We start from the raw sequence: 26,120 nt of genomic DNA, 5'->3' as shown, positions 1-26,120 counted from the left end.
TCGATGATTTTGTGCAACACGTTTTTGCTAGGATGCAGGGACCATGCATGAGGACGCACCGATGGCCGACCCGGCGAATGATTTCATCAGGGATTATCAGACCCTGGCGCAGCAATCCTGGGAGGCGTGGACACGTCAGTTGCAGCAGCAACAGCAACCGTCCCAGCCTGCAGCCCATCCGTTTTTCACGGCGCCAACGCCAGCTTCCGGCAACGACACGCTGGAGCGCACATTGGCGGGTCTGAAGGGATATTTCGACTGGATGCAGGGTGCCGCAGCCAGCGGTGCCGGTGCCCAGCCGGTCGACTGGCGTCAGCAATTGCAGCAACTTTTCGCGGGCTCCAACCAGCCGTTTGCGCAAGCCTTCGGCGGCATCGACAGTGCCGGTGCCGAGGGTTTTGCGCGGCAATGGCAATCCTGGATGCAGGCAGCGCAGCAAGGCGGCTTTGGCGATCTGCCAGGCGCACAGGGGCCGACGCCGGCGTTTGGTCAGGATCGCGAGCAACAGATGAAGCAACAGGCCATGGCTGCCGCCATGTTGGCCTCGTTGCAGGCTTCCGCGCGCTATCAGGCATTGATCCAGCGCTCCAACGCGCAGGCGATGCAGCGACTGCAGGACAAGCTGGCGGAGCGTGCCGAGCCGGGACGCCAGATTGATTCGCTGAAGGCGCTCTACGATTTGTGGGTGGATGCCGCCGAAGAGGCTTACGCCGAGATCGCGCTGACCGACGAATTTCGCGAAGTTTATGGCGAGATGGTCAACACGCAGATGCAAGTGCGTCAGATGCAGCAGCAGCAGACCGAGCAGTTCTGTCAGCAACTGGGTGTGCCCACGCGCAGCGAGGTGTCGAGTCTCGGCGAACGACTGCAGGCCCTGCGTCGCGAATTCCGTGCTGCCAAGGCGCCAGCCAGCGACGATCATGCGGACGAGATCATGGCGCTGCGCCGCGAGCTGTCCGCGCTGAAGCGTCAGGTTGCCGGCAGCTCCAAGGCAGCACCCGCAGCGAAGAAGGCTGCTCCGGCCAGGCGTGCGACTTCGGCAGTAAAGAAGTCCGTTTCGAAAGCCCCGACGAAGGCGGCGCGCACAAAGGCGGTCGAAAAGGCCAAGCCTGCTGCCGCATCCAAGACCCGCCCCAGTTCGCGCAAGCGCAAGTAAGGAGACATAAGCCATGTACACACCCTTGCGCATCGACCCGACCAAGGCCCTGGGCGACATCGCCACTTTCCAGCGCAAGCTGGCCGCGGGCATGGCCAACCTGCGCGGCATGCGCGAACCGGAATACGCCAATACCCCGCGTGAACTGGTCTACAGCGAGGACAAGCTGAAGGTCTGGCACTTCACCGGCCACGGCAAGACCAACTCGAAGACACCGTTGCTGATCGTCTACGCACTGGTCAACACGGTGTGGATGACCGATCTGCAGGCCGACCGCTCGATGGTGCGCAACCTGCTGGAGCAGGGCGAGGATGTCTACCTGATCGATTGGGGCTATCCCGACGGCGCCGACCGCTGGCTGACCCTGGACGACTACATCAACGGCTATCTCGATCGCTGTGTCGATGCGGTGCGCCGGCGCCACGAGCTGGATGCGATCAACCTGCTCGGCATCTGCCAGGGCGGGGCGTTCTCGCTGTGCTATACCGCGCTGCATCCGGACAAGGTGAAGAACCTGATCACCATGGTCACGCCGGTGGATTTCCACACGCCGGACAACATGCTGTCGAGCTGGTGCCGCAACATGGACGTCGATCTGTTCGTCGACACCATGGGCAATATCCCCGCCGCGCTGATGAATTATGTGTACCTCACGCTGAAGCCGGTGCGGTTGAACCAGCAGAAATACATCGGCATGGTCGACATCCTCGACAATCCGAGCGAGCTGGAGAACTTTCTGCGCATGGAGCGCTGGATTTTCGATTCGCCCGATCAGGCTGGCGAAGCATTCCGTCAGTTCATCAAGGACTTCTACCAGGGCAACAAGCTGGTCAAGGGCACGCTCGAGATCGGCGGCCAGAGCGTGGACCTGGGCATGATCACCCAGCCGGTTCTGAACATCTTTGCCGAGCAGGATCATCTGGTGCCGCCGGACGCTTCGCGTGCGTTGGGCAAATACGTGGGTACGACCGATTACACCCAGCTCGCATTCAAGGGCGGACATATCGGCATCTACGTGTCCGGTCGCGCGCAACGCGAAGTGCCGCCGGCCATCCACCAGTGGCTCCGCGCACGCAGCTGACGATTCAGGAGAGACGATGACGACGGGAAAGCGCCTCCAAAGATCTAACCATGACCGCAAGCTGGCGGGGGTATGTGGCGGCATTGCGGAATACTTTGGCTGGGATCCCACCCTGGTGAGAGCCGGCTGGGTCGTGCTTACCCTGATGGGGGGATCCGGTATCCTGCTGTACTTGATCATGTGGCTGGTGATGCCCGAGGCGTCATGACTCAGCGGTCGCCCCGATCCGGCCCGCCTGATGGGCCGGTTGAACGCATTCAGCTGTGGCAAGCCGAGGCCGGATCGCCCGCGCATCATCACCACAGAGGTGGCAGATGCGTCGAAGCCGAGTCCGGGCACGCACCGGACTTGGCGGATTGATGAAGGGCACGATGGCCCTTCATCAACCCAGAGCCGGTTCCATCCGAACCGTCCCGTCACGCCACCACGCCCCCGACTTTTTGTTTGCCGAGTAGAACCAAGCGATGGATTACGACCGCTACGACCGCATCCGTGCCGTGCAATGGCACGATGACCATCTTCGTCTGCTGGACCAGCGACGACTGCCGGCCGAGGAGGTCTGGATGGATTGTCGTGACGCGGCGCAGGTCACGGCAGCCATCCGCGATCTCGCTGTGCGGGGCGCTCCGGCGATCGGCATCGCGGCCGCATGGGGTGTCGCGATGGCTGCGCAACAGGGTGAGCCGCTGGAATCCGTGCTGGCCACCTTGCGCGCCGCACGACCCACCGCCGTGAACCTGATGTGGGCGCTGGACCGCATGAAAAAGCGGATCAACGCGGGTGCTGACGCCGACCGGCTTTTGCAGGAAGCACAGGCGATTCAGGATGAGGACCTGGCCGCCAATCGCCACATGGGCGAACTGGGTGCCTCGTTGATTGCACCGGGCTCCGGCGTACTGACCCATTGCAACACCGGCTCACTGGCCACCGCCGGCTATGGCACCGCGCTTGGCGTGATCCGTGCTGGCGTCGCTGCGGAGCGGATTTCCAGAGTCTATGCCGGTGAAACGCGTCCATGGCAGCAAGGTGCGCGACTGACCATGTGGGAGCTGGTGCGTGACGGCATCCCGGCCCAGCTGATCGCTGATTCCGCGGCAGCGCACCTGATGAAGTCCGGCGCAGTGCAATGGGTCATCGTCGGCGCCGACCGCATCGCCGCCAATGGCGACACCGCCAACAAGATCGGCACCTATCAGCTGGCGATCGCCGCGAAGTACCACGGCGTGAAGTTCATGGTGGTGGCGCCGTACTCGACGGTCGACATGGCCACCGGTACCGGCGAGGAAATCGAGATCGAGTTGCGCGATGCAGCCGAGCTGTTGAGCACGGCGGGCAGGCGCACGGTGATTGAGGGCGCCCAGGCGTGGAACCCGGTGTTTGACGTGGCGCCGGCGGAACTCATCGACGCGATCGTTACCGAGCGTGGTGTGATCGAACGACCGAACAGCATCTCCATGCAGGCGATATTCGGCGGCTAGCGGCGTTGACGCGTGCGTCCGTGAACCGCTCTGCCGGCGCTCGGTCCTGGAAATCCGGAACAGGAAACCCCGCTCCCGCGCCGTGTCGCCGGACGTTTCGGCGTGCGCTCGGCTGATCAATTTCTGAGCAGTTCCCGAGGGGCTTTGTCCGGAGGCGTCGGCGTCGCTTCAAGTTATTGATTATAAAGAGTTAAATCCTGTCGTTTTGGAGCCTCTCGTGCTATAATCGATGGGTTGATTTCGGGTCACTTGCGCATGCGCTGGAGGCGCGGCGCCAGCGTCCTTTTTTTGTCATCAAGGAAGCCGATTCATGGCAGAACTCGCCAAAGAAATCATTCGCGTCAACATCGAAGACGAGATGCGCCAGAGCTACCTCGATTACGCCATGAGCGTGATCGTGGGGCGTGCGCTTCCGGATGTGCGCGATGGTCTGAAACCCGTGCATCGCCGCGTGTTGTTCGCGATGAACGAGCTGGGCAACGTCTGGAACAAGCCGTACAAGAAGTCGGCCCGCGTGGTTGGTGACGTGATCGGTAAATACCATCCGCATGGCGATCAATCGGTCTATGACGCGATCGTGCGCATGGCCCAGCCGTTCTCGCTGCGCTACATGCTGGTTGACGGTCAAGGCAACTTCGGTTCGGTGGACGGCGACAACGCCGCGGCCATGCGTTACACCGAGGTGCGCATGTCGCGGCTCACCCACGAGCTGCTCGCGGATATCGACAAGGATACCGTCGACTTCGGGTTCAACTACGACGAGAGCGAGCGCGAACCGCTGGTGCTGCCCTCGCGCGTGCCGACCCTGCTGGTGAACGGCTCGGCCGGCATTGCGGTCGGCATGGCCACCAACATTCCGCCGCACAACCTCAATGAGGTCATTGCCGCGACGATGGCGTTGATCGACGAGCCCTCGTTGGGCATCGACGAGTTGATGCAGTACATCCCGGGCCCGGACTTCCCGACCTACGGCATCATCAACGGTTCGTCCGGCATCATCGAGGCCTACCGCACCGGCCGCGGCCGCATCCTGGTTCGCGCCAAGGCCGAAATCGAGACCGAGGCCAATGGCCGCGAGACGATCCTCGTCCATGAGTTGCCGTATCAGGTGAACAAGGCGCGGCTGATCGAGAAGATCGCCGAGCTGGTCAAGGAAAAGAAGCTCGAAGGCATCAGCGAACTGCGCGACGAGTCCGACAAGGACGGCATGCGCATCGTCATCGAGATCCGCAAGGATGCGATGGGCGACGTGGTGCTGAACAACCTGTTCCAGCAGACCCAGATGCAGGTCACCTTCGGCATCAACATGGTGGCCCTGCTCGATGGCCAGCCGAAGCTGCTGAACCTCAAGGACATCCTCGAGGCATTCATCCGCCATCGTCGCGAGGTGGTCACCCGCCGCACCATCTTTGAACTGCGCAAGGCACGGGCGCGCGCGCACATCCTTGAAGGCCTCACCGTTGCATTGGCCAACATCGACGAGATGATCGAGTTGATCAAGACCTCGTCCTCGCCGGCCGAGGCGCGCGAACGGATGCTGGCGCGCAAGTGGCAGCCCGGCATGGTGGGCGCCTTGCTTTCCGCCGCGGGCGCCGATGCCTCGCGCCCCGAGGACATGGATCCGCGCGAAGGCCTCAAGGCCGACGGCTATCAGTTGTCCGAAGTCCAGGCCCAGGAAATTCTGGCGATGCGGCTGCATCGCCTGACCGGTCTGGAGCAGGAGAAACTTTCCGACGAATACCGGATGATCCTGGAGGCCATCCGTGCCCTGATCGAGATCCTCGAGAACCCGGCGCGTCTGCTCGAAGTGATTCGCGAGGAGCTGCAGGCGATCAAGGCCGAGTTTGGCGATGCACGTCGCACCGAGATCCAGCATTCGCAGGAAGATCTCAACGTGCTCGACCTGATCACGCCGGAGGACGTGGTGGTCACGCTGTCGCACACCGGGTACATCAAGCGCCAGCCGGCCAGCACGTATCGCGCGCAGAAGCGTGGTGGCAAGGGCCGGTCGGCCTCGGCACTGAAGGACGAGGATTTCGTCGAGCAGCTGTGGGTGGTCAATACGCATGACACATTGCTGGCTTTCACCAGTACCGGTCGGGTGTATTGGCAGAAGGTCTACCAGATCCCCGAATCCGGCCCCGGCGCGCGCGGCAAGCCGATCATCAACCTGCTGCCGCTGGGCGAGGGCGAGAAAGTGCAGGCGGTGTTGCCGATTCGCGACTATGCCGAAGACCGCTTCGTGTTCTTCGCGACCAAGCACGGCACGGTCAAGAAAACGCCGTTGACCGAATTCGCCTTCCAGCTGCAGAAGGGCAAGCTGGCGATCAAGCTGCATGACGACGATGCGCTGGTCAATGTCGAGCTGACTGATGGCAACAGCGACGTCCTACTGTTCGCCTCGAACGGCAAGGTCAATCGCTTCGACGAGAACACCGTGCGCTCGATGGGTCGCACCGCCGCGGGCGTGCGCGGCATGAAGCTGATCGGTGGTGCCGAGGTGGTGTCGCTGATTGTCGCCGCCGAGGGTGACATCCTCACCGCCACCGCGCGTGGTTATGGCAAGCGCACGGAGTTGGTCGAGTTCACCAAGAAGGGCCGTGGCACGCAGGGCGTCATCGGTATCCAGTGCTCCGAACGCAACGGTCCGCTGGTGGGCGCGGTGCAGGTCACCGAGGCGCACGAACTGATGCTGATTTCGGATCAGGGCACCTTGGTACGTACCCGCGTGGCCGAAGTTTCCCAGCTCAGCCGCAATACCCAGGGTGTCACCCTGATCAAGCTGCCTGCGGACGAGACCCTGGTCAGCGTGATGCGTCTGGATGCGGAAGACGACAACGGCGAGGATGCGGTGCCGGTTGAGTCCGCCGGTCCATCCGATGGCGCTGGTACCGAGGTCGAACCCGCAGCAACCGACGAGACGGCAGCCGACGAGTAAGTTCGCGGCCCTGTGAGAGAAAAGAGCCCCGGCATGCCGGGGCTCTTTTTTTGTGGACGCCAGCGGCTTCGTCAGACATCGGGGATTTTCAATCCCCGGTGCCTGACTCCGCCAACTGGAACAGGTGTTCGAGCGGTGCATCCAGCGCACGGGCCAGTTTGAGCGCCAGCAGGGTGGACGGAACCATCCGTTCCATTTCGATCGCATTGACTGACTTGCGCGTGGTCCCGATCAGTTCGGCCAGTGCGCCCTGGGTCAGGGCTTTCGCGGCACGCAGAACCTTGAGCCGATTGGCCAGTCGTTCTTCCGGCATCGTCAATCCCGGTCGAACAGCAGAAACAAGGCAAGGAAGACCGTGGCGCCCAGTGCAACCGCAAGCACTGCCACCACCTGGCCGGATATATTGAAATCGAAGAGGGTGCTCAGCAGGCAAAATACCGCCAGCGTTCCCAGTAACAAGGCGAGTGTCCACCGACTGGCGCGGCCCATCCCCATCTGTCGCCACTCATCACGAGCCAGCGCCTGACGGTCATGGCGGAGCGCAAGCCGTGTTGCCCGCGTGCGTTGCTGCACCAGCCCTGCGATGACGAGTACCAAGCCGACGGGGAGCATTCGCAGTACTGCTTGCCGAGCCTCGCCGCCCATCAGCAGGGTCGACGCCAGGGCGAGCACGATCGCCAGAGCCAGCCAGATCCCGCGCCTCTCGTTCTTCGCCAAACGGTCTTTCCGCTCAGATATCTCTTGCATGGTTGCGCCCGGCTATGGGTCGTGACGGTGGGCGAGAATGGAACCTATAGGTTACCTAGTTACTAGGAGAGCGGCAGCCTTGCGGGACGCTCGTTGTTCCGAGCTGATGGCACCAGTGGCGTCATCGTCACTTGCCCGAAACGTCGCAGACACAAAAAAGCCCGCTTCATGCGGGCTTTGATGTTTCATGGATCTCGGCCAGGCGGCCTGAAACCCTTTATTGGTACCGGTGAGAGGACTCGAACCTCCACTGTGTCACCACAAGCGGATTTTGAGTCCGCCGCGTCTACCATTCCGCCACACCGGCATGTGTCAGCGCGCAATTATGCCGGGTTCAGTGGACGCGGTCGAGCCCCAATTGCCGAACGTCGCGATCGTACCAACGATCCTCGGGCAGCGGCTGGAACACCGCGCAGCGGACCATCGGACCGGAATAAATGTGCAGGCTCACGGTCACGGCGTTGTCGTTGGGGTTGCGGATGCTGTGGTACTCGTGCGGCGGGATCAGGCTGCCGGCCGAACCGGCACCGGCCTGGATCGAGCCGACCGGCTGGAAGCAGTAGCGCGATTCGTCGTGTTCCAGCAACTCGTACTGCACGATTTCCAGCGCACCGCTCCATACCCCTTCGACACACCACATGCCGTCATGGTCGTGGATCGGCGTGCCCTGGCCAGGTCCCCAGGTCATGGCGACCACGCAGTAGCCGTGTTCCTCGCTTCGATACAACTCACGGCGGGCGTAATGCTCGGCATTTGCCTCGAACACGCATTCGGGCAGGATCACCGACTTGTCGCGGATCATCTTGCACAGGCTGTTGCGCAGGCTGTCGGTGAGTTGGTGGGTAGTCGGCTTGGCCACGGCGGCGTCGATCGCGTCGATCAGGGTGCGGCTGCCGGGGAAATCCAGGGTAAGCATGGCGGTCTCGGGTGGTGCAGGAAGCTCACTAGCTTACCAGCGTCAAGGGGGCGAGACCGAAAGCCGGTTCAGGAAACCGCCGATGGCACGGCTGTAATTCTCGATATCGACCAGGAAGGCGTCGTGGCCTTGCGGAGAATCCAGCGCCACGAATTCGACGCGGGCACCAGCGGCCTGCAGGCCCTCGGCGATCTGCTCCTGCTGCTGCAGCGGGAACAGGATGTCGGTGCTGACACCAATCACCATCGCCTGCTCGATGCAGATGCGCTGAAGACCTTCGTGCACGCTGCCGTGGCCGTACTCGGCGATGTCGAACCAGTCGCTGGCGCGGGACAGGTACAAATAGCAGTTCGGGTCGAAGTTGCGCACGAAACGCTGGGCGTGGCCTTCCAGATAGGACTCCACCTGGAACTCGCGGCCGAACGGTTCGTCCTCGCGCTGTTCGGGATCCAGGCGGATGCGTGCGAAGCGCCCGTTCCATTCCATGGCCGAGCGGTAGGTAATCACGCCGAGCTTGCGCGCGATGCTCATGCCCAGGTCGGGGTAGCTGCCGCCTACCGCGGCATGAATGTCGTAGTGGCCGTCGCGGAACTGCGGGTCGAGCCGGATGGCCTCGCGTTGCAGCGAACGGATCGCGATCGCGAACGGTTGCGCCTGCGGTGCGGTATCCACGCTGATGTGCGCGCGCACGCTGCCCGGGTGCAGCAGCATGTAGGCCAAGGCGCTCATGCCACCCATTGAACAGCCGATCAGGCAGGCAAGCTGCTCGATGCCGAGGCTGTCGACGACGGCGTGGGCCGCGTTCGCGACGTCTTCCAGTGCCAGTTCCGGAAAGGCCAGGCGGTAGGGTTCAGCGGTGGATGGGTCGATCGAGGCCGGACAGGTCGAACCCTTGTCACTGCCCAGCGAATTCACGCAGATCACGAACCAGCGAGCGGTATCAATCGCCTTGCCGGCGCCGGCCATGTCCTGCCACCAGCCCGGCGTCGGGTCTTCGTCGCACGAGGTCATGTGCGCGCTGGGCGACAGGCCGGTGAGCACCAGCACGGCGTTGTTGCGCGCGGCGTTCAGTGTTCCCCAGGTTTCGTAAGCGACATGCGCGCCCTCGAGTTCGCCGCCGCGCTTCATCGCGAACGGTGAGGGCAGGGCGAGATAGCGGCGCGCGTCGCCCATCGTCAATGCACCTTGTCGATGCTGATCTTGATCGGTGTCTTGGTGTCCACCGCAACCACGCCGGCGTCGCCTTCGAGGTCGCCAGGCTGGGCGACCGGCTGACCACTGTGGCTGATCCGTGCGCCGACGAAAACCTGCTTGACCGAGGACAGCTTGAACGCGGGTGTCATCGCCATGGCGTCGTTCAGCGTGACGCTGGCAGGCAGCCTGGCAGGATCAAGTTTCGCCACCGCCAACGGCATCGGTGGGCCGTCCGCCGAACGGGCGTAAACGAACAATACGTCGCCCGCAGCGACCTTGGCTTTCAGCGCCGGCGCCAATGCCACCTGCACCTGCAGCGAAGCGCCCCGCGAAGTGATGCCGGACGTGCTCGCGGCACTGGCGGGCGCACCGCCGGCCCGGGCATCCGCCACGGCGATCTGCTCGGCCACGGACTGGGCCACGGATGATCCGGGCTCCAGCTGTGGTTGCAACAAGCGCCAGGTGGCGGCGGCGTCGCGATAGTCGCCGTTCTGGAAATCGCTGATGCCGAGCAGCCACAGGCCGCGCTGGCTGTCCGGTTGCAATTTCACTGCACGCTGCAACAACTCGCGTGCGCGGCCGTCGATGCGATGGTCGGCGCGGGTCATCGAGTCGTTCTCGGCCCAGCCGATCATCGCTTCGGCACTGTTCGGCGACAGCTTCAACGCATGGTCGAATGCGTCGCGCGCATCCGCCGGTTGGTGCAGCATGCTGCTGGTCTGGGCCAGCAGCATCCAGCCCTGCAGGTCGTCCGGCTGCTGCTGCAGGTGCGCGCGCAGTTCCGTAAGCGCCTGCTCCATGGTCAGCGACGGCGCAGCCTGCTTGCTGGCCTCGTTCAACGCGGCCGGCGTGCCCACCAACATGTAGAGCGCACCGGTGCCCAACGGCAACACAAGGGCAATCAGCAGGGCAACCACAAACACGCTGCGCGAACGGCCTGCTTCGCGCCCTTGGCGCAGCAGCGGCAGCAACAACAAGGCCAGCGCCACTGCAACCATCGCAGCAGCGATTACAAGAAAAACGATCTTCACCAGTCGTCCCCGGAATCGGTAGGTGTTTCAACCACGGTACGGGCTGCGCGGCTGCGTTGGCGAATGACCGCCAGCACCACGCCGGCACCGCCGAGCAGAATCAGCAGCGGGCCAAACCAGAGCAGCCAGGTGCTCGAGGTCAGCGGTGGGTCGTACAGCACGAAATCGGAGTAGCGCGCGACCAGGTATTGCTTGATCTCGTCATCACTCTTGCCGGCCTGCATCATGCGGAAGATCTGGTTGCGCAAGTCGCGTGCGATCGGTGCATTCGAGTCGGCCAGGGTCTCGTTCTGGCACATCGGGCAGCGCAGCTGATGGGTGAGGTGCTGGAAACGCAGTTCCTGCGCATGATTCTTGAACGGCATCGGCTCGATCGCCTGCGCATGGGCGACGCCGCCCAGCAGCAGAGAAACGACGAAAAACATCCGCAGCAACCGACGCATTACGGGGTCTCCTTCAGCATTGCCGCGATGGCCGGCTTCAGTTCCTTCGTCACCACGTCCGGCGTGATCGGGCCGATGTGCTTGTAGCGGATCACGCCCCTGGCATCGATCAGGAAGCTTTCCGGCGCGCCGTACACGCCAAAGTCGATCGCGGTGTTGCCCGACTCGTCCGCGATCAGCAAGGCATAGGGATTGCCATGTCGGCCCAGCCAGTTCCTGGCGTCGGCGGGTGCATCCTTGTAGTTGTAGCCGACCAGGGTCACGCCCAGGGTCGGCGCTTCGGCGCTCAGTACCGGGTGCTCCACGCCGCATTCAATGCACCAGCTGGCGAATACGTTGAGCAGGTAGGGCTTGCCCAGCAGGTCGGCCTTGCTGACCTTTTGCTCGGGTTGATACAGCTTGGGCAGGTTGAACTCGGGCGCCGGCTTGTTCAGCAGCGGCGTGGGGATCGCGTTCGGATCGTGCTGCGTGTTCCACCAGATGCCGAAGCCGAACAGGCCGACCAGCAGCATGAAGCCGATGAAGGGAAGCAGGCGGTTCATGCGTGGTTTTCCCGGACCTGCAACATGGCGCCGGCGTCGATGCCATCCTCGGCCTTCACTGCACGCTTGAGACGAAAGCGCTTGTCCGTCGCGCAAACAATGCCGCCAAGCATCATCAGCAGACCACCGCCCCAGATCCAGCGGATAAATGGCTTGTAGTACAGGCGCAATGCCCATGCGCCCTCGAGGTTGTTGGCATCCATGGGTTCACCCAGTGCGACATACAGGTCACGGGTGACGCCGGCGTTGACGGCCGATTCGGTCTGCACCTGGCCACGTGGGTAAGTGCGCTTCTGCGGATGCATCACGGCAATCGGCTTGTCGCCGCGGGTCACCGTGACCACACCCTGGTCGGCGGTCCAGTTGGGTCCGGTGGTGTGGTGCACGCCTTCGAAACGGAAATCGTAGCTGCCGATGTGCTGACTCTCGCCGGGTGCCATGCGTACATCGCGTGACACGCTGAGCGACTCGGACAGCAGCACGCCGATCACGAAGATGCCCACGCCCAGATGCGCCAGCAGCATGCCGGCCAGTTCGCCCGGGTAGCGCCGGCCGCGTGGCATTTCCCGCCAGCGCTTGTACGCATACAGCAGCACGCCGACCACCACCCACACGCCGGCGGCGACGCCGACGATCGCCTTCAGGTTCCCGTCGACCAGGAAGGCTGCGATGATGGCGCAGGCCAGTGCGGCGGTGAATACGCGCAGCAGCAGGCTCTTGAGCACGGGGCCGTCACCCTTGCCCCAGCGCAGGAACGGACCGAACGGCAGCAGCACCACCACCGGCGCCATCAGCAGCGGGAACAGGAATCCGAAGTAGGGCGGCCCGACCGAGATCCGGCCCAGGTTCAACGCGTCGCCGATCAGCGGAAACAGCGTGCCGAGCAGCACCATCGCGGCAGCCACCGCGAACATCAGGTTGCCGATCAGCAGCACTGTCTCGCGCGACACCACGTTGAACGCCTTGCCGCCGAGCACCTTCGGCGCCCGTAGCGCATACAACAGCAGCGAGCCGCCAACCACGATGGTCAGGAAGATCAGGATGAACACGCCGCGGCGCGGATCGGAAGCAAACGCGTGCACCGAGGTGAGCACGCCCGAGCGCACCAGGAAGGTACCGAGCAGGGACAGCGAAAAGGCGAAGATCGACAGCAGGATGGTCCACGCACGCAGCGAGCCGCGCTTCTCGGTCACCGCCTGCGCATGAATCAGCGCAGCACCGACCAGCCACGGCATGAAACTCGCGTTCTCCACCGGGTCCCAGAACCACCAGCCGCCCCAGCCCAGTTCGGCATACGCCCACCAGCTGCCGGCCACGATTCCGCAGGTCAGGAAGGCCCAGGCCATGTTGGTCCACGGTCGCGCCCAGCGCACCCAGGCCTGTTCCAGTTCACCGCCGAGCAGCGCGGCGATAGAGAACGCGAACGCCACCGAGAAGCCGACGTAGCCCATGTACAGCATCGGTGGATGGAAGGTCATCCCCGGATCCTGCAGCACCGGATTGAGATCCGCGCCGTCGCCGGGCATGGGCAACAGACGGCCGAACGGGTCGGAGGTGAAGAGGATGAAGGCGAGGAAGCCCACCGCGATCAGACCCATCACCGCGATCACGCGGGAAGCGAACACTTCGGGCAACTTCTGGCTCAGCGCGACCAGCGCGATCGTCCACACGTTGAGGATCAGGATCCACAGCAGCAGCGACCCTTCATGCGCGCCCCACACGGCGGCGATGCGGTAGTACCACGGCAGCGCCAGGTTCGAATTGTCGGCCACGTATTGCACCGAGAAATCGAAGCGCAGGAACGCCCATGCCAGGATGCCGAACGCCATGGCGACGAAAACTGCCTGACCGGCGGCCGCCGGACGCGCCACCGCCATCAGCGCCCGGTTGCCACGCCAGGCGCCGATCAGCGGCAGAACGCTCTGCGCCAGCGCCAGCAGCAGGGCGAGAATCAACGCGAGTTGGCCGAGTTCGGGGGTCATGGCATTTTGTCCTGCGCAGCGGCGCCTTCTTCGACTTGCTTGCCTTCGTGCGCCTTGGCCATCGCGTCCTTCAGCTCTTTCGGCATGTAGGTTTCGTCATGCTTGGCCAGCACTTCGGTGGCCACGAAACGGGCGTTGTCCATGTGGCCGGTGGCGATCACCGACTGGTTGTCGCGAAACAGGTCGGGCAGGATGCCCGTGTATTCCACCGGCATGGCGCCGCCGGCATCGACCACGGTGAAGGTGACCTTGAGCGAGTCGCTGGAGCGCTGGATCGAGCCGGACTTGACCATGCCGCCGAGGCGGAAGGTCTTGTAGCCGGCCGCCTCGCCGGACTGGACCTGGCTCGGCGTGAGCAGGTAGTTCATGTTGTTCTGCAACGCCAGCACCACCAGTACGGCGGCGACGGCGGTCGCGGCGAGGATCGACAGCACGATGGTGAGTCGGCGCTTGCGGGTTGGATTCATGGGCATGGTGATCGACCGCCCCGGTCAGGGGGATGGTGGAGGTGGAATGGGGTGGCGTTCCCGACGTGCACTCTGACGTGTCAGGCGGGCGCGAAGTTCACGAAGCACGCGACGACGACGCAGGATCGGCGAAATGGTGTCGGCGATCAGCACGAGAAAGAACAGCGCGAAGGCCGGCCAGACATAGGCGGCGTAACCGCCCATCGCGAGGAATGCTTGCAAGCCGCTCATCGGTCGGCCTCGTCTTCGGCGATCTTGCGCACCCAATCCTTGCCGCCTTCGAGATCAAGCAGGTCGGTGCGCACGCGCCGGAACAGGCTGGCGGCGTAATAGAACTTGGTGGCCAGGGTCATCGTCAGCAACGGCCACAGCATGTCCCAGGACATGGTCGACTTGCCGAACACGTTCACCGTGCTGCCCTGGTGCAAGGTGTTCCACCAGTTCACCGAGAAATGCACGATCGGCACGTTGATGATGCCGATGATGGCCAGGAAAGCCGCGGCGCGTGCGCCCTGGCGGCGATCCTCGAACGCGTGGTACAGGCCGATCACGCCCAGGAACAGGAACAGCAGCACCAGTTCGGAGGTGAGTCGCGCATCCCACGTCCACCAGGTGCCCCACATCGGCTTGCCCCACAACGAACCGGTGACCAGGGTGATGAAGGTGAAGGCCGCGCCGATCGGCGCCGATTCCATCGCCACCACTTCGGCCAGCTTGATCCGCCAGACCAGCGCGATGAAGCCGGCCACACCCATCACGGCGTAGATGAACATGCTCATCCAGGCGCTGGGCACATGGATGAAGATGATCCGGTAGGCATCGCCCTGCTGATAGTCGGCCGGCGCCAGCACCAGGCCGCCGTACAGCGCAATGGCACCGAGCAGCAGCGCAAGCGTCATGGCCCACGGCTGCAGCGTTCCCGCGAAGCGGTAGAAGGTTGGCGGCGAACTCAGCCGGTGCAACCAGAGCGGGATCCAGTTAGACATGGTGAACCGTCATGCGTCCAGGGCAATACGAAGGGCGGCCGCGCAGGCCAGTGGTGCCAGTACCAAGGCAAGCACCAAGGATGCGGCCAGCCAGCTGATCGGCGCGAGCCACGGCAAACCCTGTTGGGCTGCTGCTACCGCGCCGGCCGCGAAGATCACTGCTGGCACGCACAAAGGCAGCAACATCAAGGCAAGCAGCATACCAGAGCGCCGGGTGCCGGCCGTCAGCGCGACCAGTACCGCACCGAGCAGACTGAGCAGCGGCGTGGCCAGCAGCAGCGCCAGCAACAACACCGGAATCACTGCGCCCGGCAAGTGCAGCATCGCGGCCATCAGCGGCGCGATCACGATCAGCGGCAGCGCAGTGGTGATCCAGTGCGCAAGAATTTTCATGCCCAGCATCAGCGCCAGCGGCTGCGGCGCCAGCACCAGTTGTTCCAGCGAGCCATCCTCGATGTCGCTGGAGAACATCGCATCCAGCGCCAGCAGCATGGCCAGCAGCACGGTGACCAGCACCACGCCGCCGGCGATCCGCTGGAGCAGGGTGTCCTCCGGCCCCAGCGCGAACGGGAACAGCATGGTGACGATCAGTGCGTAAAGCACCGGCATGGCGATGTCGCCGCGCCGGCGCCAGGCGAGCGTGAGGTCGCGCCGCAGCATCGCCGCGCAAGCCGTGGCAAGGCCGGGCAAGGGCTTATCCATGCATGCGAATCCGTCGCGGCTCGCCGCCGTGGAAGCTGACCGTGCCGTGGCTGGTGACCATCGCTGCGCCGCCGACATCGGTATGCCGCTCAAGCAGTTCGTTCACCAAGGCGATGCCGATCCGGTCGAGGTTTGCGTAGGGTTCATCGAGCAGCCACAGCGTGGCCGGCAACAACACCAGGCGGGCCAGTGCGGCGCGCTTCTTCTGGCCTGCCGAAAGGCGACGCACCGGCTCGTCCTCATAGCCGCGCAGGCCGATGTCCGCGAGTACGGAAGCCACACCCAAGCCTTCGCGCGCGCCATGCAGGCCTGCGGCAATGCGCAAGTTCTCGCGCGGGCTCAGGTCCGCCTTCAGGCCGAGCTGATGACCGAGGAACAGGATGTCGCCGGCGCAGTGGTCGCGCTGCAGGGGTTCGCCGCGCCAGAACAGCTCGCCGGCGTCCCGATGGAGCAGGCCGGCCAGCATGCGCAGCAACGTCGTCTTGCCGCTGCCGTTGTCGCCCTCGACCAGCGCCAGTTCGCCCGCGTGCAACTGGAAATCCAGCGGCGCGAACACCGGCTCGTCCTGGCGATGGAAACTCAAGGCCCGGGCTTCAAGCAGGGGCACGGCGGTACTGGCGGCAGTCATCCCCGCGATTGTCCGCAATGGCGTGGGTGCTTGTCCATGCGGCGCACTGCCGCTGAAGCCCTCAATCCAGCCTGCGCAGCAGCGCGGCTCCGGCGGCTTCGCCCTGCACGTACGCCAATTGCCCGTGGGCTTTGGCCAGCGGGTCCAGCGCGGCGATGTCCAGGCCGATGACGAACAGGCTGGGCTCGCTCCAGCCGCTGCTGCCCACGCCGATCGCCGGCATCACGATGGTGCCGGGCAGGGCTTTCAGTGCGGCCAGCAGGTCATGTTGGGCGGCGAGGTTCTCCGCGGGCGCGCGGCGCCGGGCCTGGGGGTTCCAGGCAGTGATGAAGGCCCACGGCCGTGGGCCGACCACGTCGGCCAGCGGGGCGGGCAGGGGCAGGTCGACGCGTATCGTCGTCCAGCTCACCGTGTCGATGCACACGTGGTAGGCGGTCGAGCGGAACGCTTCGAGCAGGGCCTCATCCATGACGCAGCGCCGGCAACGGATCCAGCGAGGCGACGAAGAGTTGTGCGGCGGCGTCCATGTCGATCGCGCTCACGCTGGGGTTTTCGCGCAACAGTTGTTCCAGCAGACGATCCTGCGCGCGGCCCCGTTCAAGCGCGTAGGCATACGGCACATGGGTGAAGGTGACCATGCGGTAGCGCGCCATGTAATGCGTGGGAATGCGGGCGGCCAGCAGCGCGCCGAGTTCGCGCTTGGCCAGGTAGTGCGGGTCGGCCACCGAATCGCGCATCTCGACGTAATTTTCCAGGGCCATCTGTGCGATCGCGTCGGCGTCCGGCTGGCGTACGCGCTGGAACTTGGCGAACACCTCGGCACTGTCGCCGGGCGCCTCGGCCAGCAGGTTCGCCAGCACCACGGTGTCCTCGAAGCCGCAGTTCATCCCCTGGCCGTGGAACGGCACGATGGCGTGGGCGGCGTCGCCCAGCAGCAGAGCCCGGCCATCGAGGTGCCAGCGCTCCAGATACAGCGTCGACAAGGTACCGACCGGATTCTGTTCGAAGTCCTCCGCAAAGCGCGGAATCAGCGACAGCAGTCCGGGGAATTGCCGGCTGAAGAGCGTCGCCGCGGCGTCCGCGTCGGGCAAGGTGGCGAAGCTGGGTGCGGGACCCTGGCCGGGCAGGAACAAGGTCACGGTGAAACTGCCTTCGGTATTCGGCAGCGCGATGCACATATAGCCGCCGCGCGGCCAGATATGCAGCGCGTGGGGCTCCAGTGCGTACTGATCGCGACCACCGCTGAGTTGCAGCACCGCCTGTGGCAGCTCGCCTGCCGGAGGAATCTCCAGCTCCTTGTAGCCATGGCCCAGCGACTCGATCCGCTCGCCCAGTAGTGCATGCGTGTTCATGGCGGCGCGCAGGGCGGAGCCGGCGCCGTCAGCGCCGATCAGCAGGCCCACGTCGATTTCGCGTTCGACGCCGTCGGCATCGGCCAGCCGGGTGCGACGCCGATCGAAATCGGCGCTGACCAGCGCCTGCCCGAAATGGAAGGTCGCCCCGGCCGCCTCGGCCGCATCCAGCAGCAGCATGTTCAGGGCGCCGCGGGAGACCGACCAGATCACCTCGCTGTCATCCACGCCGTAGCGTTGCAGGCCGCTGTGGCCGTCGCGATCGTGCACCATGCGGCCGCGCATCATCACCGCCCGTTGCAACACGTCGTCGGCCAGTCCGGCCATGCGCAAAGCCTGCAGGCCGCGTTCGGCCAGCGCAAGGTTGATCGATCGGCCACCAAGGAATCCGGCCAGCCGCGGATCGGGTCGCTTCTCGTACACGTCGACGGCAAAGCCGCGATTCGCCAGTTGCTGGGCCAGCAGCGCGCCGACCAGACCGCCGCCGATGAGGGTGATGGATTGTTGCTGCGCCATGCTGCGATCCGTGGAGGGAGTCTGCCCACTGTTCCCGAAGCGGCCCGCGACTGCAATCTCGCGGAGGTGCAGGGGCTCAGAAGCTCATGAAATAGCCGCCGTTGACCGGCAGGTTGGCGCCGGTGATGTAGCCGGCGTCATCAGCGCTGAGGAAGGCCACCGCGCGGGCGATGTCGGCCGGCGAGCCGAGCCGGCCGACCGGAATGCCGGCAATGATCTGCGCCCGGATGTCCTCGGACACCGCTGCCACCATCGGCGTGTCGCAATAGCCGGGCGACACGGTGTTGACGGTGACGCCCTTGCGCGCCGTCTCGCGTGCCAGCGCCATGCTGAAGCCGTGCACGCCGGCCTTGGCGGCGGAGTAGTTGGTCTGCCCGAACTGGCCGGTCTGGCCGTTGACCGAGCTGATGTTCACGATGCGGCCAAAACCGCGTGCCGTCATGCCTTCGACCACGTTTCGACACAGGTTGAACACGCCGTCGAGGTTCACATGCATCAACTCGTGCCATTGCTGCGGGGTCATCTTGCGCAGGCTGGCATCGCGGGTGATGCCGGCGGCGTTGACTACGATGTCCACGTTGCCGTGCTGCTGTTCCAGGCGCGAGACGAGTTGCTGGCACCGGTCGAAGTCGCTGACGTCGGCCGGCTCGAAGGTGATGTCGCCGTTGAAGTCGGACACTTCAGCATGGAATGCGGCCACGCGCTCACTGCGCGAGGCCAGATCCAGCGCGACCACCCGACGACCGGCCTGGGCCAGTTGACGGCAGATTTCCGTGCCCAGGCCGCCGATGCCGCCGGTGACCAGTGCAACGCGTTGGGGAAGGGCGGGCTGGCTCATCGGTTATCAATCCATGGGCATGATCATGCGGCATGGCAACACGTGCTGTATTGCAGCGAGCTGATCAGGGAAAGCAGCAGTGAACAAACAAACGGCGCGTCGATGCGCGCCGTTGGCCGGGTGGGAATCAGCCGGACTTCTTGCCGCTGCGGGTACCGGCAGCCGGCGTGGGGATCACTTGGGCCGCGGTGTCGATCAGGCCACGCTGCATCGCCTGGAAGGCCGCCATGTTGCGCTCGGTCAGGTCGTTCAGCGTGTTCCAGGGGGTTTGCCCCATCAGGCTGTTGAGCTGGCTGCGAAACTGGGTCTGCTGATCAAGAAACACCTGCAGGCTGCGCTCCAGGTAAGGACCCATGAAGCCCTGCAGCGAATCACCATAGAAGCGGATGATCTGGCTGAGCAACTGGGGTGACAGCATCGGCTGCCCCTTGTCCTCGTGCTCGGAGATGATCTGCAGCAGGACCGAGCGGGTCAGGTCCTCGCCGCTCTTGGCGTCGCGGACTTCGAAATTCTCGTTGTCGAGCACCAGCTGACGGACTTCCTCCAGCGTGATGTAACTGGAGATTTCCGTGTCATAGAGACGACGGTTCGGGTACTTCTTGATGGTGCGCTTGGTTTGTGCCATGCGACACAAGCTAGCAGAAGATATTGCGCCGCACCAGTCGCCGGACCGCGCCCATGCTGCAGCGCAAGACTGCAGCATTTCCGATGACTCAGTGCCCGACGGCACCCCCTGCATTGCCAAAGGGTGGCCTGGCAAACCACAACAGCGGAATCAACGCGAGGAACATCACCGCGCAGACGAGGTACACATCGTTGACTGCAAGGGTCAACGCTTCGCGCGTGATCAGGTTGTCGACCATGCCCAGACTCTGCGTTGGCGAAAAGCCGCCATGCTGCAGTCGTTGCAGAAAGCTGGTGGCTGCCGGCGTTGCCGGAGTGATGTGCTCGGTCAGTACCGCGTGATGGTAATCGCCGCGGTGCTGCCACAAGGTCACCGTGGCCGCGGTGGAGATGCTCGAGCCCAGCGTCCGGCAGAAGTTGGCCAGGCCCGAGGCGCTCGCCACCTGATCCGCGGGCAGCCCCGACAGGTACATCTGGTTGAGCGGAATGAAGAAGCAGGCAATGCCGATGCCCATCACGAAGCGCGGCAGCACCAGCGTGCCGAACGAAGCCTGGCTGTCAAAACCGGCAAACCAGAATGACGTGACCGCGAACACGATGAAGGCAAACGTCACCACTGCGCGCAGTTCCAGACGCTGGATGTTGGCGCCGATGATGGGTGCCATCAGGAACGCCAGAACACCCACCGGCGCGCTGGCCAGCCCGGCCCAGGTGGCGGTATAGCCCAGCGTGATCTGCAGCCACAGCGGAAATACCACGTTGATGCCGAAGAACGCCATCATGCCCAGCGACAAGGCCACCACCGCCACGGTGAAGTTTCGTCGCTTGAACAGCGACAGGTCGACCACCGGATGCTTGGCGTGCAGCTCCCACACGATCAGGAAGGTCAGACAGATCAGCGCGATCAGTCCCAGCGTCAGGATCATCGGCGAGGAGAACCAGTCGTTGTCGTTGCCGTTGTCCAGCATGAACTGCAGCGCGCCCACGCCGACCACCAGCAGGGTCAGGCCGATGAGGTCGATCGGCGCCTTGAAGGTCTTCGTTTCCCGTTTGCGCAGCAGCGCCCAGGTGATGATTGCCGCCAGCAACCCCACCGGCACGTTGATGTAGAAGATCCACGGCCAGGACAGGTTGTCGGTCAGCCAGCCGCCGAGGATCGGACCGAAGATCGGTGCCACCACCACGGTCATCGCCCACAGCGCCAGCGCAATGCCTTGCTTCGCCTTCGGATAGCTGGACAGCAGCAGTGCCAGCGACAACGCCACCATCGGGCCCGAGCCGGCGCCCTGCAGCAATCGACAGATCACCAGCATCGGCATGCTGGTGGCCAGACCGCACAACATCGAGAACAACACGAACAGCCCGACCGACGCGATGAAGGTGCGCACCTCGCCGAAGCGGCGTGCCAGCCAGCCTGTCAGCGGTTGCATGATTGCGCTGGCCAGCGCGTAGGAGCTGATCGTCCAGGTGCCTTCGCTGGGGCTGACGCCGAGACTGCCGGCAATGTGCGGCACCGACACATTGACGATGGTCATGTCCAGCACTTCCATGAAGGTGCTGAAGGCGACCGCGATGGTCAGCAGGACCAGCGCGCCGCCTTGCAGCGGCTTCAGTGGCGTGGCGTCATTCGGGGTGGCGGACATCGGCGGGACCCGGCTCAGTGAGCCGTGCGGGGCAGGTTGGCGTTGATGATCTGCTCGGCTTCCGCATCCGCCTTGCTGGCCATCTGCTCGTACACATCGGTCTGTGCCACCGGCTGGGTGGTCGGCGCGGTGGCCAGCACATTGCCCTTGTCATCGGTGATGTCGACGGTGGCTTCGGTGGAAAGCCCGATCCGCAGCGGGTGCTTGTCCAGTTCCTTGTTGTCCAGCGAAATGCGCACCGGCACGCGCTGGACCACCTTGATCCAGTTGCCGGTGGCGTTCTGTGCCGGCAGCAGCGAGAACGCGCTGCCCGTGCCGGCGCCCAGACCGATCACCTTGCCGTGGAACTCGGCATCATCGCCATACACATCCGAGACCACCTTCACTGGCTGGCCGATGCGGATATGCCGCAACTGGCTTTCCTTGAAGTTCGCATCCACCCACAGGTCGTGCAGGGGCACCACGGTCATCAGCTGCTGGCCAGCGCCCACGCTGTTGCCAAGCTGCACGCTGCGCTGCGCCACATATCCGGAAACCGGCGCATAGATGGCATTGCGCTGGGCGGCTACCCAGGCCGCCCGGAAATTCGCGCGGGCCTGCAGCACCGACGGATTCTGTGCCACATCGGTGCCTTCGATCGCTGCGTGGGCGGCAGCGGCCTGGGCCTCGGCGGCATCCACCGCCGCCTGGGCCTGCTGCACGCCATCGCGCAGGTGCTGCACGATCTCCGGTGACTCCGCCTGGGCGGCGATCAGCGGCACACGGCGCTTCAGGTCGGCCTGGGCCTTCTTGAGGTCGAGTCGGGCCGCCGTCACCTGGGCGTCAGCGCCGGTGGCCGAGCTGGTCTGTTGACTGACGCCGCGCACGGCTTGCGCCAAAGCGCTGCGGGCTTGCTCCAGTCGTGTCTCGCCATCGGTACCGTCGAGCTTCACCAGCACCTGACCTGCCTCGACTCGCTGCGTGTCGTCAGCGAGGATCGCCACCACGGTACCCGGAACCTGCGCGGAGATCGCCACCTGATTGCCACCCACGTAGGCGTTGTCGGTCTTCTCACGCGTGGAAAAGACAAACAGCCACAGGAGGAACCAGGCCAGGCCGGCGAGCACGAAGACGGCGCCGACGATCAGCAGCGCACGGCGACGCTTTGCCGGATTCTTCGCGGCCATGCCGCTGTCGTTGGTGTCGACCGAGGTTTCGGATTCAGTGGCGCTCATGGTCGGCAGCTCCGGAAGGGTGAGAAGAAGTGGAAGGGATGGTTTCATCGGCAGTGCGATAGCCGCCGCCGAGGGCCTTGATCAAGGCAAGGTCCGAGCTGACTGCCTGGGCTTGCAATTGGGCTGCGGCGTCGGCCTGCTGCAACAGCGTGGCTTGTGCACCCAGGCTTTCACGCAGGTCCCGAACGCCCTGGCGAGCGCGCGCCTTCGCGTTGGCCAGCAATATCTGGTCGGCATCAAGCTGGCGTTGTTGTTCACGCTGGCGAGCGGCGATTTGTTCGGCGCCAAGTGATTGAGTCGCCACCTCGCGCGCCGCAGTGAGCACGGTGCTGTTGTACTGCGCCACCGCCGCGTCAAGCTGAGCCTTGCTTACGCCGTAATTGGCCTGGAGCGCGCCGCCATTGAAGATCGGCAGGTGCAGTGCCGGTGTCAGCGCGAATGTGCGGCTGCCGGCGGTAAGCAACTTGCCCATGTCGATGCTGGACAGCCCGGCCAGAGCCTTGATGCTCAGGTCGGGAAAGAATTCGGCGCGTGCCGCGTCGGTCTGCTTCAGCGCCGCTTCGACCTGCCAGCGGCTGGCAGCGATGTCGGGTCGGCGGGCGATCAGGTCGAGGCCGGCGTTCTCCGGAACGCCGCCAGCGACGGCAGGTAGCGGCCGTACCTGCAGTTCGGGCAGATCGGCGGGCGCGACGCCCAGCAGGGAAGCCAGCGCGACTCGACGGATCTTGGCCGAGCCATCCAGCGCCACCCGCATCTCGCGAACTCCGGCAAGTTGCGCACGTGCCTTTTGTGCGTCGTCGGGCAAGTCCACGCCCTGGCGCACCCGCAGCTCGGCGATCTTCGTGAATTGCTGCTGGGTGGCTAGCAGACGATCAGCCAGTTGCAAACGCGCCTGGTCCGCCTGCCAGCCGAAGTAGGTGTCGGCGATGGCGTACTGGATGGCCAATGCCGCTGCGCTGCGCTGCGCCTGGGCAGCGCGGGCCTGATCCAGTGCCGCCTCCATGGTGGCCCGCTTCTTGCCCCACCAGTCGAAGTCGTATTCCAGTTGGACCCCGAGGTCGGCCTGGTTGTACCAGCTGAAGCCCAGAAACTTGCTGGGGATCAAGCCGTGGTCACTCATCCGCGTACGTGCAACCTGCGCGCTGCCGTTCACGGACAAGCCGAGTTGGGCCGCCGCCAACCGGGCTGACTGCTCGGCGTTCTGCACGCGACTTTGTGCCAAGGCGAGATCGGGCGACTTCTGCATCGCGCGATCGATCAGATTGTTCAGCTGCGGATCGTCGTACTGGCGCCACCAGTCGCTGCTGGGCCAGCCGGCGCGGACGGGTGTTTGGAGTCCGGCCAGTGGCGCCTCATCGCGCAGCGTTGGTGCATCCATCTTGGCCGGTGCGCGTGCACAGCCGGCGAGTATCAACACGATCGCGGCGGCAAGCACGGCGTGACGGCAGCGCGGGGCATGCTTCATCAGGGTTTCCTTCATGACGGGCGGCTTTCGTTCAACTGGTCGAGATTGCCTGCCAGTTTGCGCAACAGACGGTCGAGATGGCGTTTGTCAGTGTTGCTGAAGCCGGCAAACAAGCTGGTGAGGCGCGGGAACATCGGCGGCAGCATTTTCTGCACCATGCGTCGCCCGCTGGGCGTGATGCGTATCAACACCTGGCGGCGATCGCTCGCGTTGGCGGCACGAACGATCAGTCCGCGTTTGACCAGCGCGTTGCCGATGCGAGTCATGTTGGTCGCGCCCTGATTGGTGTATTCGCAGAGTTCGCCGGGAGTCGAGGTGCCGTCGGGGCGGCTGTAAAGAATCATCAGCGTGAGGAATTCGCTGTGATTCAGCTTGTTGGGCTTCAATTCCGACTCGAGCTCTTCCTCGATGTCCCTGCCCAGCATCAGCATCAAGCGGCACAGGCGCGCCTCGACTGCGGGCATCTGCGGAATGATTCCGCTTACCCGTTCGATGCCTTCGTCCATCATCAGGATGCACTGCTTCAGCGGCGCCATTTCACTGACTCATATTTCACCAGTGAAGTAAAATATCAGCAGGCTGCGGACGGGCGCAAGTCTTTCATGCCGCTCAGAATCAGGTGATGGCAAACAGCCTGCGGGTGTTGCCTCGTGTTTCGCGGGCGACATGTTCGATGGACTCGCCGCGCAGCGAAGCCACACACGGCAGGATGTCCAGCAGCACTCGAACGGGTTCGTTGCGTTCGCCGCGGTGGGCTGAGTCGGGCTGGTCGGGCGCGTCGCTTTCCAGCAGCAGGAATTCCAGCGGCATGCCCGCCACGATGCGACGCAGCCGCTGTGCTCGCTCGTAGGTCACCGGTCCCCCGATGCCGAGATGGAAGCCCATTTCCCAAAGCTGGCGGGCCTGCTGTTCGCTACCGGAAAAGCTGTGTACGACGCCGCGCAATCCGGCGTGGCGGCGCAGGGTGTGAATCACTTCCTCCAGCGCCTTGCGAGCATGCACGATCACCGGCAGGTCATGTTCACGGGCCAGCTCCAGTTGGCGTGCAAAGTATTGGCGTTGCACCTCGGCGTCCAGGTCATCTCGGTGGAAGTCGAGTCCGATCTCCCCGATCGCCACCGGTCTTTGGCTGATCAGCAATGAAGACAGTGCCTGCACATTCGCAGGCTCATGATGGCTCAGGAAAACCGGATGGAGCCCCCATGCCGGATGCAAGGCCGAATGGCGTTTGCACAACAAGTCAATGATGGGCCAGCTGGCGGCATCGACCGATGGCACGACCATGGTATCCACGCCGGCTGCCAGGGCAAGGGCAATGACTTGGTCACGATCGACATCGAAGGCGGGGTCATTGAGATGTACGTGGCTGTCGGCGACTTTGGGCATGGTTGATTTTCGTGTCGTAGCCGAGAGATCTGCGAAGTCGACGTGAAGATAATGCATCGGGAGTGAGCTAACTGCGATTCAGTTGAAGCAAGGTTCAATGAACGCGCATGTTATTGCGTATACACCCGCTGGCACAGTCATCGAAACAAAACAGAGGAGAGGTTGTTATGAAAAGGTTGACGATCAATGTTCTCAATATAGCCATTGCTGCGGTATTGGCGACAGGCGTTTCCGCATGCAACCGCAACGCTGACGCGGGCGTTTCGAATGTCGCCGCTGACGCGGGCGCCGCGGCCGCCAACACGGACGCCGGCGTGAAGTACGCAAGGGTGGTCAGCGTCAACCCGGTTCGTTCCAGCGTGAACAATCCCAAGCAGGTCTGTCACGACGAGACCGTCACTCACACTGCGCCGCCGAAGGATGAGCATCGCATTGCCGGCACCGCCATTGGTGCGGTGGTCGGCGGTCTGGTAGGCAATCAGGTTGGCGGTGGCAAAGGCAAGACTCTTGCGACGGTGGCGGGTGCCGTCGGTGGTGGCTATGCCGGCAACCGCATCCAGGCCAGCAGGCAGCATGGTCAAGTGACTTCAACGGTCGAGCGCAAGTGCGAAACCGTCAACAACAGCAGCACGAAAATCGTGGGTTACGACGTGCGTTATGAATACAACGGCGTCACTCGTACCGTGCGCATGGATCACGACCCTGGCGATCGCGTGCAGGTTCAGGAAGGCGTCACCGCTGTATCCGACGCTCGCTGAAATCCCCTATCCCCCGAAAAAGGAACTGACTCA

General features: G+C 64.0%; 28 protein-coding genes and 1 tRNA gene. 6 read left to right on the top strand and 23 right to left on the bottom strand.

Going from position 1 to position 26,120, the window contains the following annotated elements; all coding sequences use genetic code 11:
* The first annotated feature begins 43 nt into the window (after positions 1-43).
* The 5 genes from ACVWWQ_RS03315 (at position 44) to gyrA (ending at position 6,653) form a co-directional block, all read left to right on the top strand.
* On the top strand, positions 44-1,156 hold the full coding sequence (locus ACVWWQ_RS03315; RefSeq protein WP_457383299.1) for a poly(R)-hydroxyalkanoic acid synthase subunit PhaE: 1,113 nt from the start codon (positions 44-46) through the stop codon (positions 1,154-1,156).
* Between the two features lie 13 nt (positions 1,157-1,169).
* A complete protein-coding gene (locus ACVWWQ_RS03310) occupies positions 1,170-2,237 on the top strand; it encodes a class III poly(R)-hydroxyalkanoic acid synthase subunit PhaC (protein ID WP_133949998.1) in 1,068 nt (355 codons plus the stop codon).
* A 16-nt stretch (positions 2,238-2,253) separates the two neighbouring features.
* Complete coding sequence (locus tag ACVWWQ_RS03305; RefSeq protein WP_099651921.1) at positions 2,254-2,445, top strand: PspC domain-containing protein; 192 nt, start codon at positions 2,254-2,256, stop codon at positions 2,443-2,445.
* A 256-nt stretch (positions 2,446-2,701) separates the two neighbouring features.
* Positions 2,702-3,715, top strand: coding sequence for an S-methyl-5-thioribose-1-phosphate isomerase (gene mtnA / locus ACVWWQ_RS03300; protein ID WP_133950000.1), 1,014 nt, complete (start codon positions 2,702-2,704; stop codon positions 3,713-3,715).
* Between the two features lie 310 nt (positions 3,716-4,025).
* Entirely contained in the window at positions 4,026-6,653 is a 2,628-nt protein-coding gene (gene gyrA, locus ACVWWQ_RS03295; RefSeq protein WP_099651923.1) for a DNA gyrase subunit A, read from the top strand.
* Positions 6,654-6,741: 88 nt separating this feature from the next.
* Here the strand turns inward: gyrA and ACVWWQ_RS03290 are convergent, their stop codons facing one another.
* The 23 genes from ACVWWQ_RS03290 to ACVWWQ_RS03180 form a co-directional block, all read right to left on the bottom strand.
* Entirely contained in the window at positions 6,742-6,966 is a 225-nt protein-coding gene (locus ACVWWQ_RS03290; RefSeq protein WP_099651924.1) for a helix-turn-helix domain-containing protein, read from the bottom strand.
* A gap of 2 nt (positions 6,967-6,968) precedes the next feature.
* Positions 6,969-7,400 (bottom strand): hypothetical protein, encoded by a 432-nt coding sequence (locus ACVWWQ_RS03285; RefSeq protein ID WP_133950002.1) that lies wholly within the window; start codon positions 7,398-7,400, stop codon positions 6,969-6,971.
* Positions 7,401-7,621: 221 nt separating this feature from the next.
* Positions 7,622-7,707, bottom strand: a tRNA-Leu gene (locus ACVWWQ_RS03280).
* 27 nt (positions 7,708-7,734) lie between these two features.
* The gene (locus tag ACVWWQ_RS03275) at positions 7,735-8,316 is read right to left on the bottom strand and encodes a cysteine dioxygenase (RefSeq protein WP_133950004.1); all 582 of its coding nucleotides are present in this window, start codon (positions 8,314-8,316) and stop codon (positions 7,735-7,737) included.
* Between the two features lie 42 nt (positions 8,317-8,358).
* Positions 8,359-9,489 carry a homoserine O-acetyltransferase MetX gene (gene metX, locus ACVWWQ_RS03270; protein ID WP_133950006.1) on the bottom strand — a complete coding sequence of 377 codons (1,131 nt, stop codon included), beginning with the start codon at positions 9,487-9,489 and terminating at the stop codon, positions 8,359-8,361.
* Positions 9,490-9,491: 2 nt separating this feature from the next.
* On the bottom strand, positions 9,492-10,541 hold the full coding sequence (locus tag ACVWWQ_RS03265; RefSeq protein ID WP_133950008.1) for a c-type cytochrome biogenesis protein CcmI/CycH: 1,050 nt from the start codon (positions 10,539-10,541) through the stop codon (positions 9,492-9,494).
* Positions 10,538-10,984, bottom strand: a complete 447-nt coding sequence (locus ACVWWQ_RS03260) for a cytochrome c-type biogenesis protein (protein WP_457383298.1) — start codon at positions 10,982-10,984, stop codon at positions 10,538-10,540. Before ACVWWQ_RS03260 ends, ACVWWQ_RS03265 begins: the two co-directional genes overlap by 4 nt.
* Positions 10,984-11,526: a DsbE family thiol:disulfide interchange protein gene (locus ACVWWQ_RS03255; RefSeq protein ID WP_099651929.1), complete on the bottom strand. Its 543-nt coding sequence runs from the start codon at positions 11,524-11,526 to the stop codon at positions 10,984-10,986. The genes ACVWWQ_RS03260 and ACVWWQ_RS03255 overlap by 1 nt, the downstream gene beginning before the upstream one ends.
* Positions 11,523-13,508 (bottom strand): heme lyase CcmF/NrfE family subunit, encoded by a 1,986-nt coding sequence (locus ACVWWQ_RS03250; protein WP_133950010.1) that lies wholly within the window; start codon positions 13,506-13,508, stop codon positions 11,523-11,525. The genes ACVWWQ_RS03255 and ACVWWQ_RS03250 overlap by 4 nt, the downstream gene beginning before the upstream one ends.
* The gene (gene ccmE, locus ACVWWQ_RS03245; protein ID WP_199107190.1) at positions 13,505-13,975 is read right to left on the bottom strand and encodes a cytochrome c maturation protein CcmE; all 471 of its coding nucleotides are present in this window, start codon (positions 13,973-13,975) and stop codon (positions 13,505-13,507) included. Before ccmE ends, ACVWWQ_RS03250 begins: the two co-directional genes overlap by 4 nt.
* A 24-nt stretch (positions 13,976-13,999) precedes the next feature.
* Positions 14,000-14,197 carry a heme exporter protein CcmD gene (gene ccmD, locus ACVWWQ_RS03240; protein WP_199107255.1) on the bottom strand — a complete coding sequence of 66 codons (198 nt, stop codon included), beginning with the start codon at positions 14,195-14,197 and terminating at the stop codon, positions 14,000-14,002.
* 5 nt (positions 14,198-14,202) lie between these two features.
* Complete coding sequence (locus ACVWWQ_RS03235) at positions 14,203-14,961, bottom strand: heme ABC transporter permease (protein ID WP_133950012.1); 759 nt, start codon at positions 14,959-14,961, stop codon at positions 14,203-14,205.
* Between the two features lie 9 nt (positions 14,962-14,970).
* Positions 14,971-15,663, bottom strand: a complete 693-nt coding sequence (gene ccmB, locus ACVWWQ_RS03230; RefSeq protein WP_133950014.1) for a heme exporter protein CcmB — start codon at positions 15,661-15,663, stop codon at positions 14,971-14,973.
* On the bottom strand, positions 15,656-16,291 hold the full coding sequence (ccmA, locus tag ACVWWQ_RS03225; RefSeq protein ID WP_099651935.1) for a cytochrome c biogenesis heme-transporting ATPase CcmA: 636 nt from the start codon (positions 16,289-16,291) through the stop codon (positions 15,656-15,658). The genes ccmB and ccmA overlap by 8 nt, the downstream gene beginning before the upstream one ends.
* Positions 16,292-16,352: 61 nt before the next feature.
* Positions 16,353-16,760, bottom strand: coding sequence for a DUF3293 domain-containing protein (locus ACVWWQ_RS03220; protein ID WP_133950016.1), 408 nt, complete (start codon positions 16,758-16,760; stop codon positions 16,353-16,355).
* A complete protein-coding gene (locus ACVWWQ_RS03215; RefSeq protein ID WP_133950019.1) occupies positions 16,753-18,159 on the bottom strand; it encodes an FAD-dependent oxidoreductase in 1,407 nt (468 codons plus the stop codon). Before ACVWWQ_RS03215 ends, ACVWWQ_RS03220 begins: the two co-directional genes overlap by 8 nt.
* Before the next feature lie 76 nt (positions 18,160-18,235).
* The gene (phbB, locus tag ACVWWQ_RS03210) at positions 18,236-18,997 is read right to left on the bottom strand and encodes an acetoacetyl-CoA reductase (protein WP_133950021.1); all 762 of its coding nucleotides are present in this window, start codon (positions 18,995-18,997) and stop codon (positions 18,236-18,238) included.
* 127 nt (positions 18,998-19,124) lie between these two features.
* Positions 19,125-19,622, bottom strand: a complete 498-nt coding sequence (gene phaR / locus ACVWWQ_RS03205; protein ID WP_099651939.1) for a polyhydroxyalkanoate synthesis repressor PhaR — start codon at positions 19,620-19,622, stop codon at positions 19,125-19,127.
* An 88-nt stretch (positions 19,623-19,710) separates the two neighbouring features.
* Positions 19,711-21,264, bottom strand: a complete 1,554-nt coding sequence (locus tag ACVWWQ_RS03200) for a DHA2 family efflux MFS transporter permease subunit (RefSeq protein WP_099651940.1) — start codon at positions 21,262-21,264, stop codon at positions 19,711-19,713.
* Between the two features lie 14 nt (positions 21,265-21,278).
* A complete protein-coding gene (locus ACVWWQ_RS03195; RefSeq protein WP_099651941.1) occupies positions 21,279-22,478 on the bottom strand; it encodes an HlyD family secretion protein in 1,200 nt (399 codons plus the stop codon).
* The gene (locus ACVWWQ_RS03190; RefSeq protein ID WP_133950023.1) at positions 22,465-23,943 is read right to left on the bottom strand and encodes an efflux transporter outer membrane subunit; all 1,479 of its coding nucleotides are present in this window, start codon (positions 23,941-23,943) and stop codon (positions 22,465-22,467) included. Before ACVWWQ_RS03190 ends, ACVWWQ_RS03195 begins: the two co-directional genes overlap by 14 nt.
* Positions 23,944-23,954: 11 nt before the next feature.
* A complete protein-coding gene (locus ACVWWQ_RS03185; protein ID WP_133950025.1) occupies positions 23,955-24,479 on the bottom strand; it encodes a MarR family transcriptional regulator in 525 nt (174 codons plus the stop codon).
* A gap of 79 nt (positions 24,480-24,558) precedes the next feature.
* Positions 24,559-25,329 carry a TatD family hydrolase gene (locus tag ACVWWQ_RS03180; RefSeq protein WP_133950027.1) on the bottom strand — a complete coding sequence of 257 codons (771 nt, stop codon included), beginning with the start codon at positions 25,327-25,329 and terminating at the stop codon, positions 24,559-24,561.
* A 167-nt stretch (positions 25,330-25,496) separates the two neighbouring features.
* Between ACVWWQ_RS03180 and ACVWWQ_RS03175 the strand changes: the two genes are divergently transcribed.
* Positions 25,497-26,087 (top strand): glycine zipper 2TM domain-containing protein, encoded by a 591-nt coding sequence (locus ACVWWQ_RS03175; RefSeq protein ID WP_133950924.1) that lies wholly within the window; start codon positions 25,497-25,499, stop codon positions 26,085-26,087.
* Positions 26,088-26,120: the final 33 nt, after the last annotated feature.

Source organism: Rhodanobacter sp. TND4EL1, assembly GCF_054061035.1.
Note: the sequence above shows the minus strand (reverse complement) of the source record. Positions and strands in the feature narration are given on the sequence as shown.

Coding starts and splice junctions, on each gene's coding strand:
- ACVWWQ_RS03250 (WP_133950010.1), bottom strand. CDS start 13,508: ATGACCCCCGAACTCGGCCAACTCGCGTTGATTCTCGCCCTGCTGCTG.
- phbB (WP_133950021.1), bottom strand. CDS start 18,997: ATGAGCCAGCCCGCCCTTCCCCAACGCGTTGCACTGGTCACCGGCGGC.
- ACVWWQ_RS03310 (WP_133949998.1), top strand. CDS start 1,170: ATGTACACACCCTTGCGCATCGACCCGACCAAGGCCCTGGGCGACATC.
- ACVWWQ_RS03260 (WP_457383298.1), bottom strand. CDS start 10,984: ATGCGTCGGTTGCTGCGGATGTTTTTCGTCGTTTCTCTGCTGCTGGGC.
- ccmA (WP_099651935.1), bottom strand. CDS start 16,291: ATGACTGCCGCCAGTACCGCCGTGCCCCTGCTTGAAGCCCGGGCCTTG.
- ACVWWQ_RS03255 (WP_099651929.1), bottom strand. CDS start 11,526: ATGAACCGCCTGCTTCCCTTCATCGGCTTCATGCTGCTGGTCGGCCTG.
- ACVWWQ_RS03275 (WP_133950004.1), bottom strand. CDS start 8,316: ATGCTTACCCTGGATTTCCCCGGCAGCCGCACCCTGATCGACGCGATC.
- ACVWWQ_RS03290 (WP_099651924.1), bottom strand. CDS start 6,966: ATGCCGGAAGAACGACTGGCCAATCGGCTCAAGGTTCTGCGTGCCGCG.
- phaR (WP_099651939.1), bottom strand. CDS start 19,622: ATGGCACAAACCAAGCGCACCATCAAGAAGTACCCGAACCGTCGTCTC.
- ccmB (WP_133950014.1), bottom strand. CDS start 15,663: ATGGATAAGCCCTTGCCCGGCCTTGCCACGGCTTGCGCGGCGATGCTG.
- metX (WP_133950006.1), bottom strand. CDS start 9,489: ATGGGCGACGCGCGCCGCTATCTCGCCCTGCCCTCACCGTTCGCGATG.
- ACVWWQ_RS03315 (WP_457383299.1), top strand. CDS start 44: ATGCATGAGGACGCACCGATGGCCGACCCGGCGAATGATTTCATCAGG.
- ACVWWQ_RS03285 (WP_133950002.1), bottom strand. CDS start 7,400: ATGCAAGAGATATCTGAGCGGAAAGACCGTTTGGCGAAGAACGAGAGG.
- mtnA (WP_133950000.1), top strand. CDS start 2,702: ATGGATTACGACCGCTACGACCGCATCCGTGCCGTGCAATGGCACGAT.
- ACVWWQ_RS03200 (WP_099651940.1), bottom strand. CDS start 21,264: ATGTCCGCCACCCCGAATGACGCCACGCCACTGAAGCCGCTGCAAGGC.
- ACVWWQ_RS03215 (WP_133950019.1), bottom strand. CDS start 18,159: ATGGCGCAGCAACAATCCATCACCCTCATCGGCGGCGGTCTGGTCGGC.
- ACVWWQ_RS03185 (WP_133950025.1), bottom strand. CDS start 24,479: ATGGCGCCGCTGAAGCAGTGCATCCTGATGATGGACGAAGGCATCGAA.
- ACVWWQ_RS03235 (WP_133950012.1), bottom strand. CDS start 14,961: ATGTCTAACTGGATCCCGCTCTGGTTGCACCGGCTGAGTTCGCCGCCA.
- ccmE (WP_199107190.1), bottom strand. CDS start 13,975: ATGAATCCAACCCGCAAGCGCCGACTCACCATCGTGCTGTCGATCCTC.
- ACVWWQ_RS03305 (WP_099651921.1), top strand. CDS start 2,254: ATGACGACGGGAAAGCGCCTCCAAAGATCTAACCATGACCGCAAGCTG.
- ACVWWQ_RS03175 (WP_133950924.1), top strand. CDS start 25,497: ATGAAAAGGTTGACGATCAATGTTCTCAATATAGCCATTGCTGCGGTA.
- ACVWWQ_RS03195 (WP_099651941.1), bottom strand. CDS start 22,478: ATGAGCGCCACTGAATCCGAAACCTCGGTCGACACCAACGACAGCGGC.
- ACVWWQ_RS03190 (WP_133950023.1), bottom strand. CDS start 23,943: ATGAAGCATGCCCCGCGCTGCCGTCACGCCGTGCTTGCCGCCGCGATC.
- ACVWWQ_RS03220 (WP_133950016.1), bottom strand. CDS start 16,760: ATGGATGAGGCCCTGCTCGAAGCGTTCCGCTCGACCGCCTACCACGTG.
- ACVWWQ_RS03180 (WP_133950027.1), bottom strand. CDS start 25,329: ATGCCCAAAGTCGCCGACAGCCACGTACATCTCAATGACCCCGCCTTC.
- gyrA (WP_099651923.1), top strand. CDS start 4,026: ATGGCAGAACTCGCCAAAGAAATCATTCGCGTCAACATCGAAGACGAG.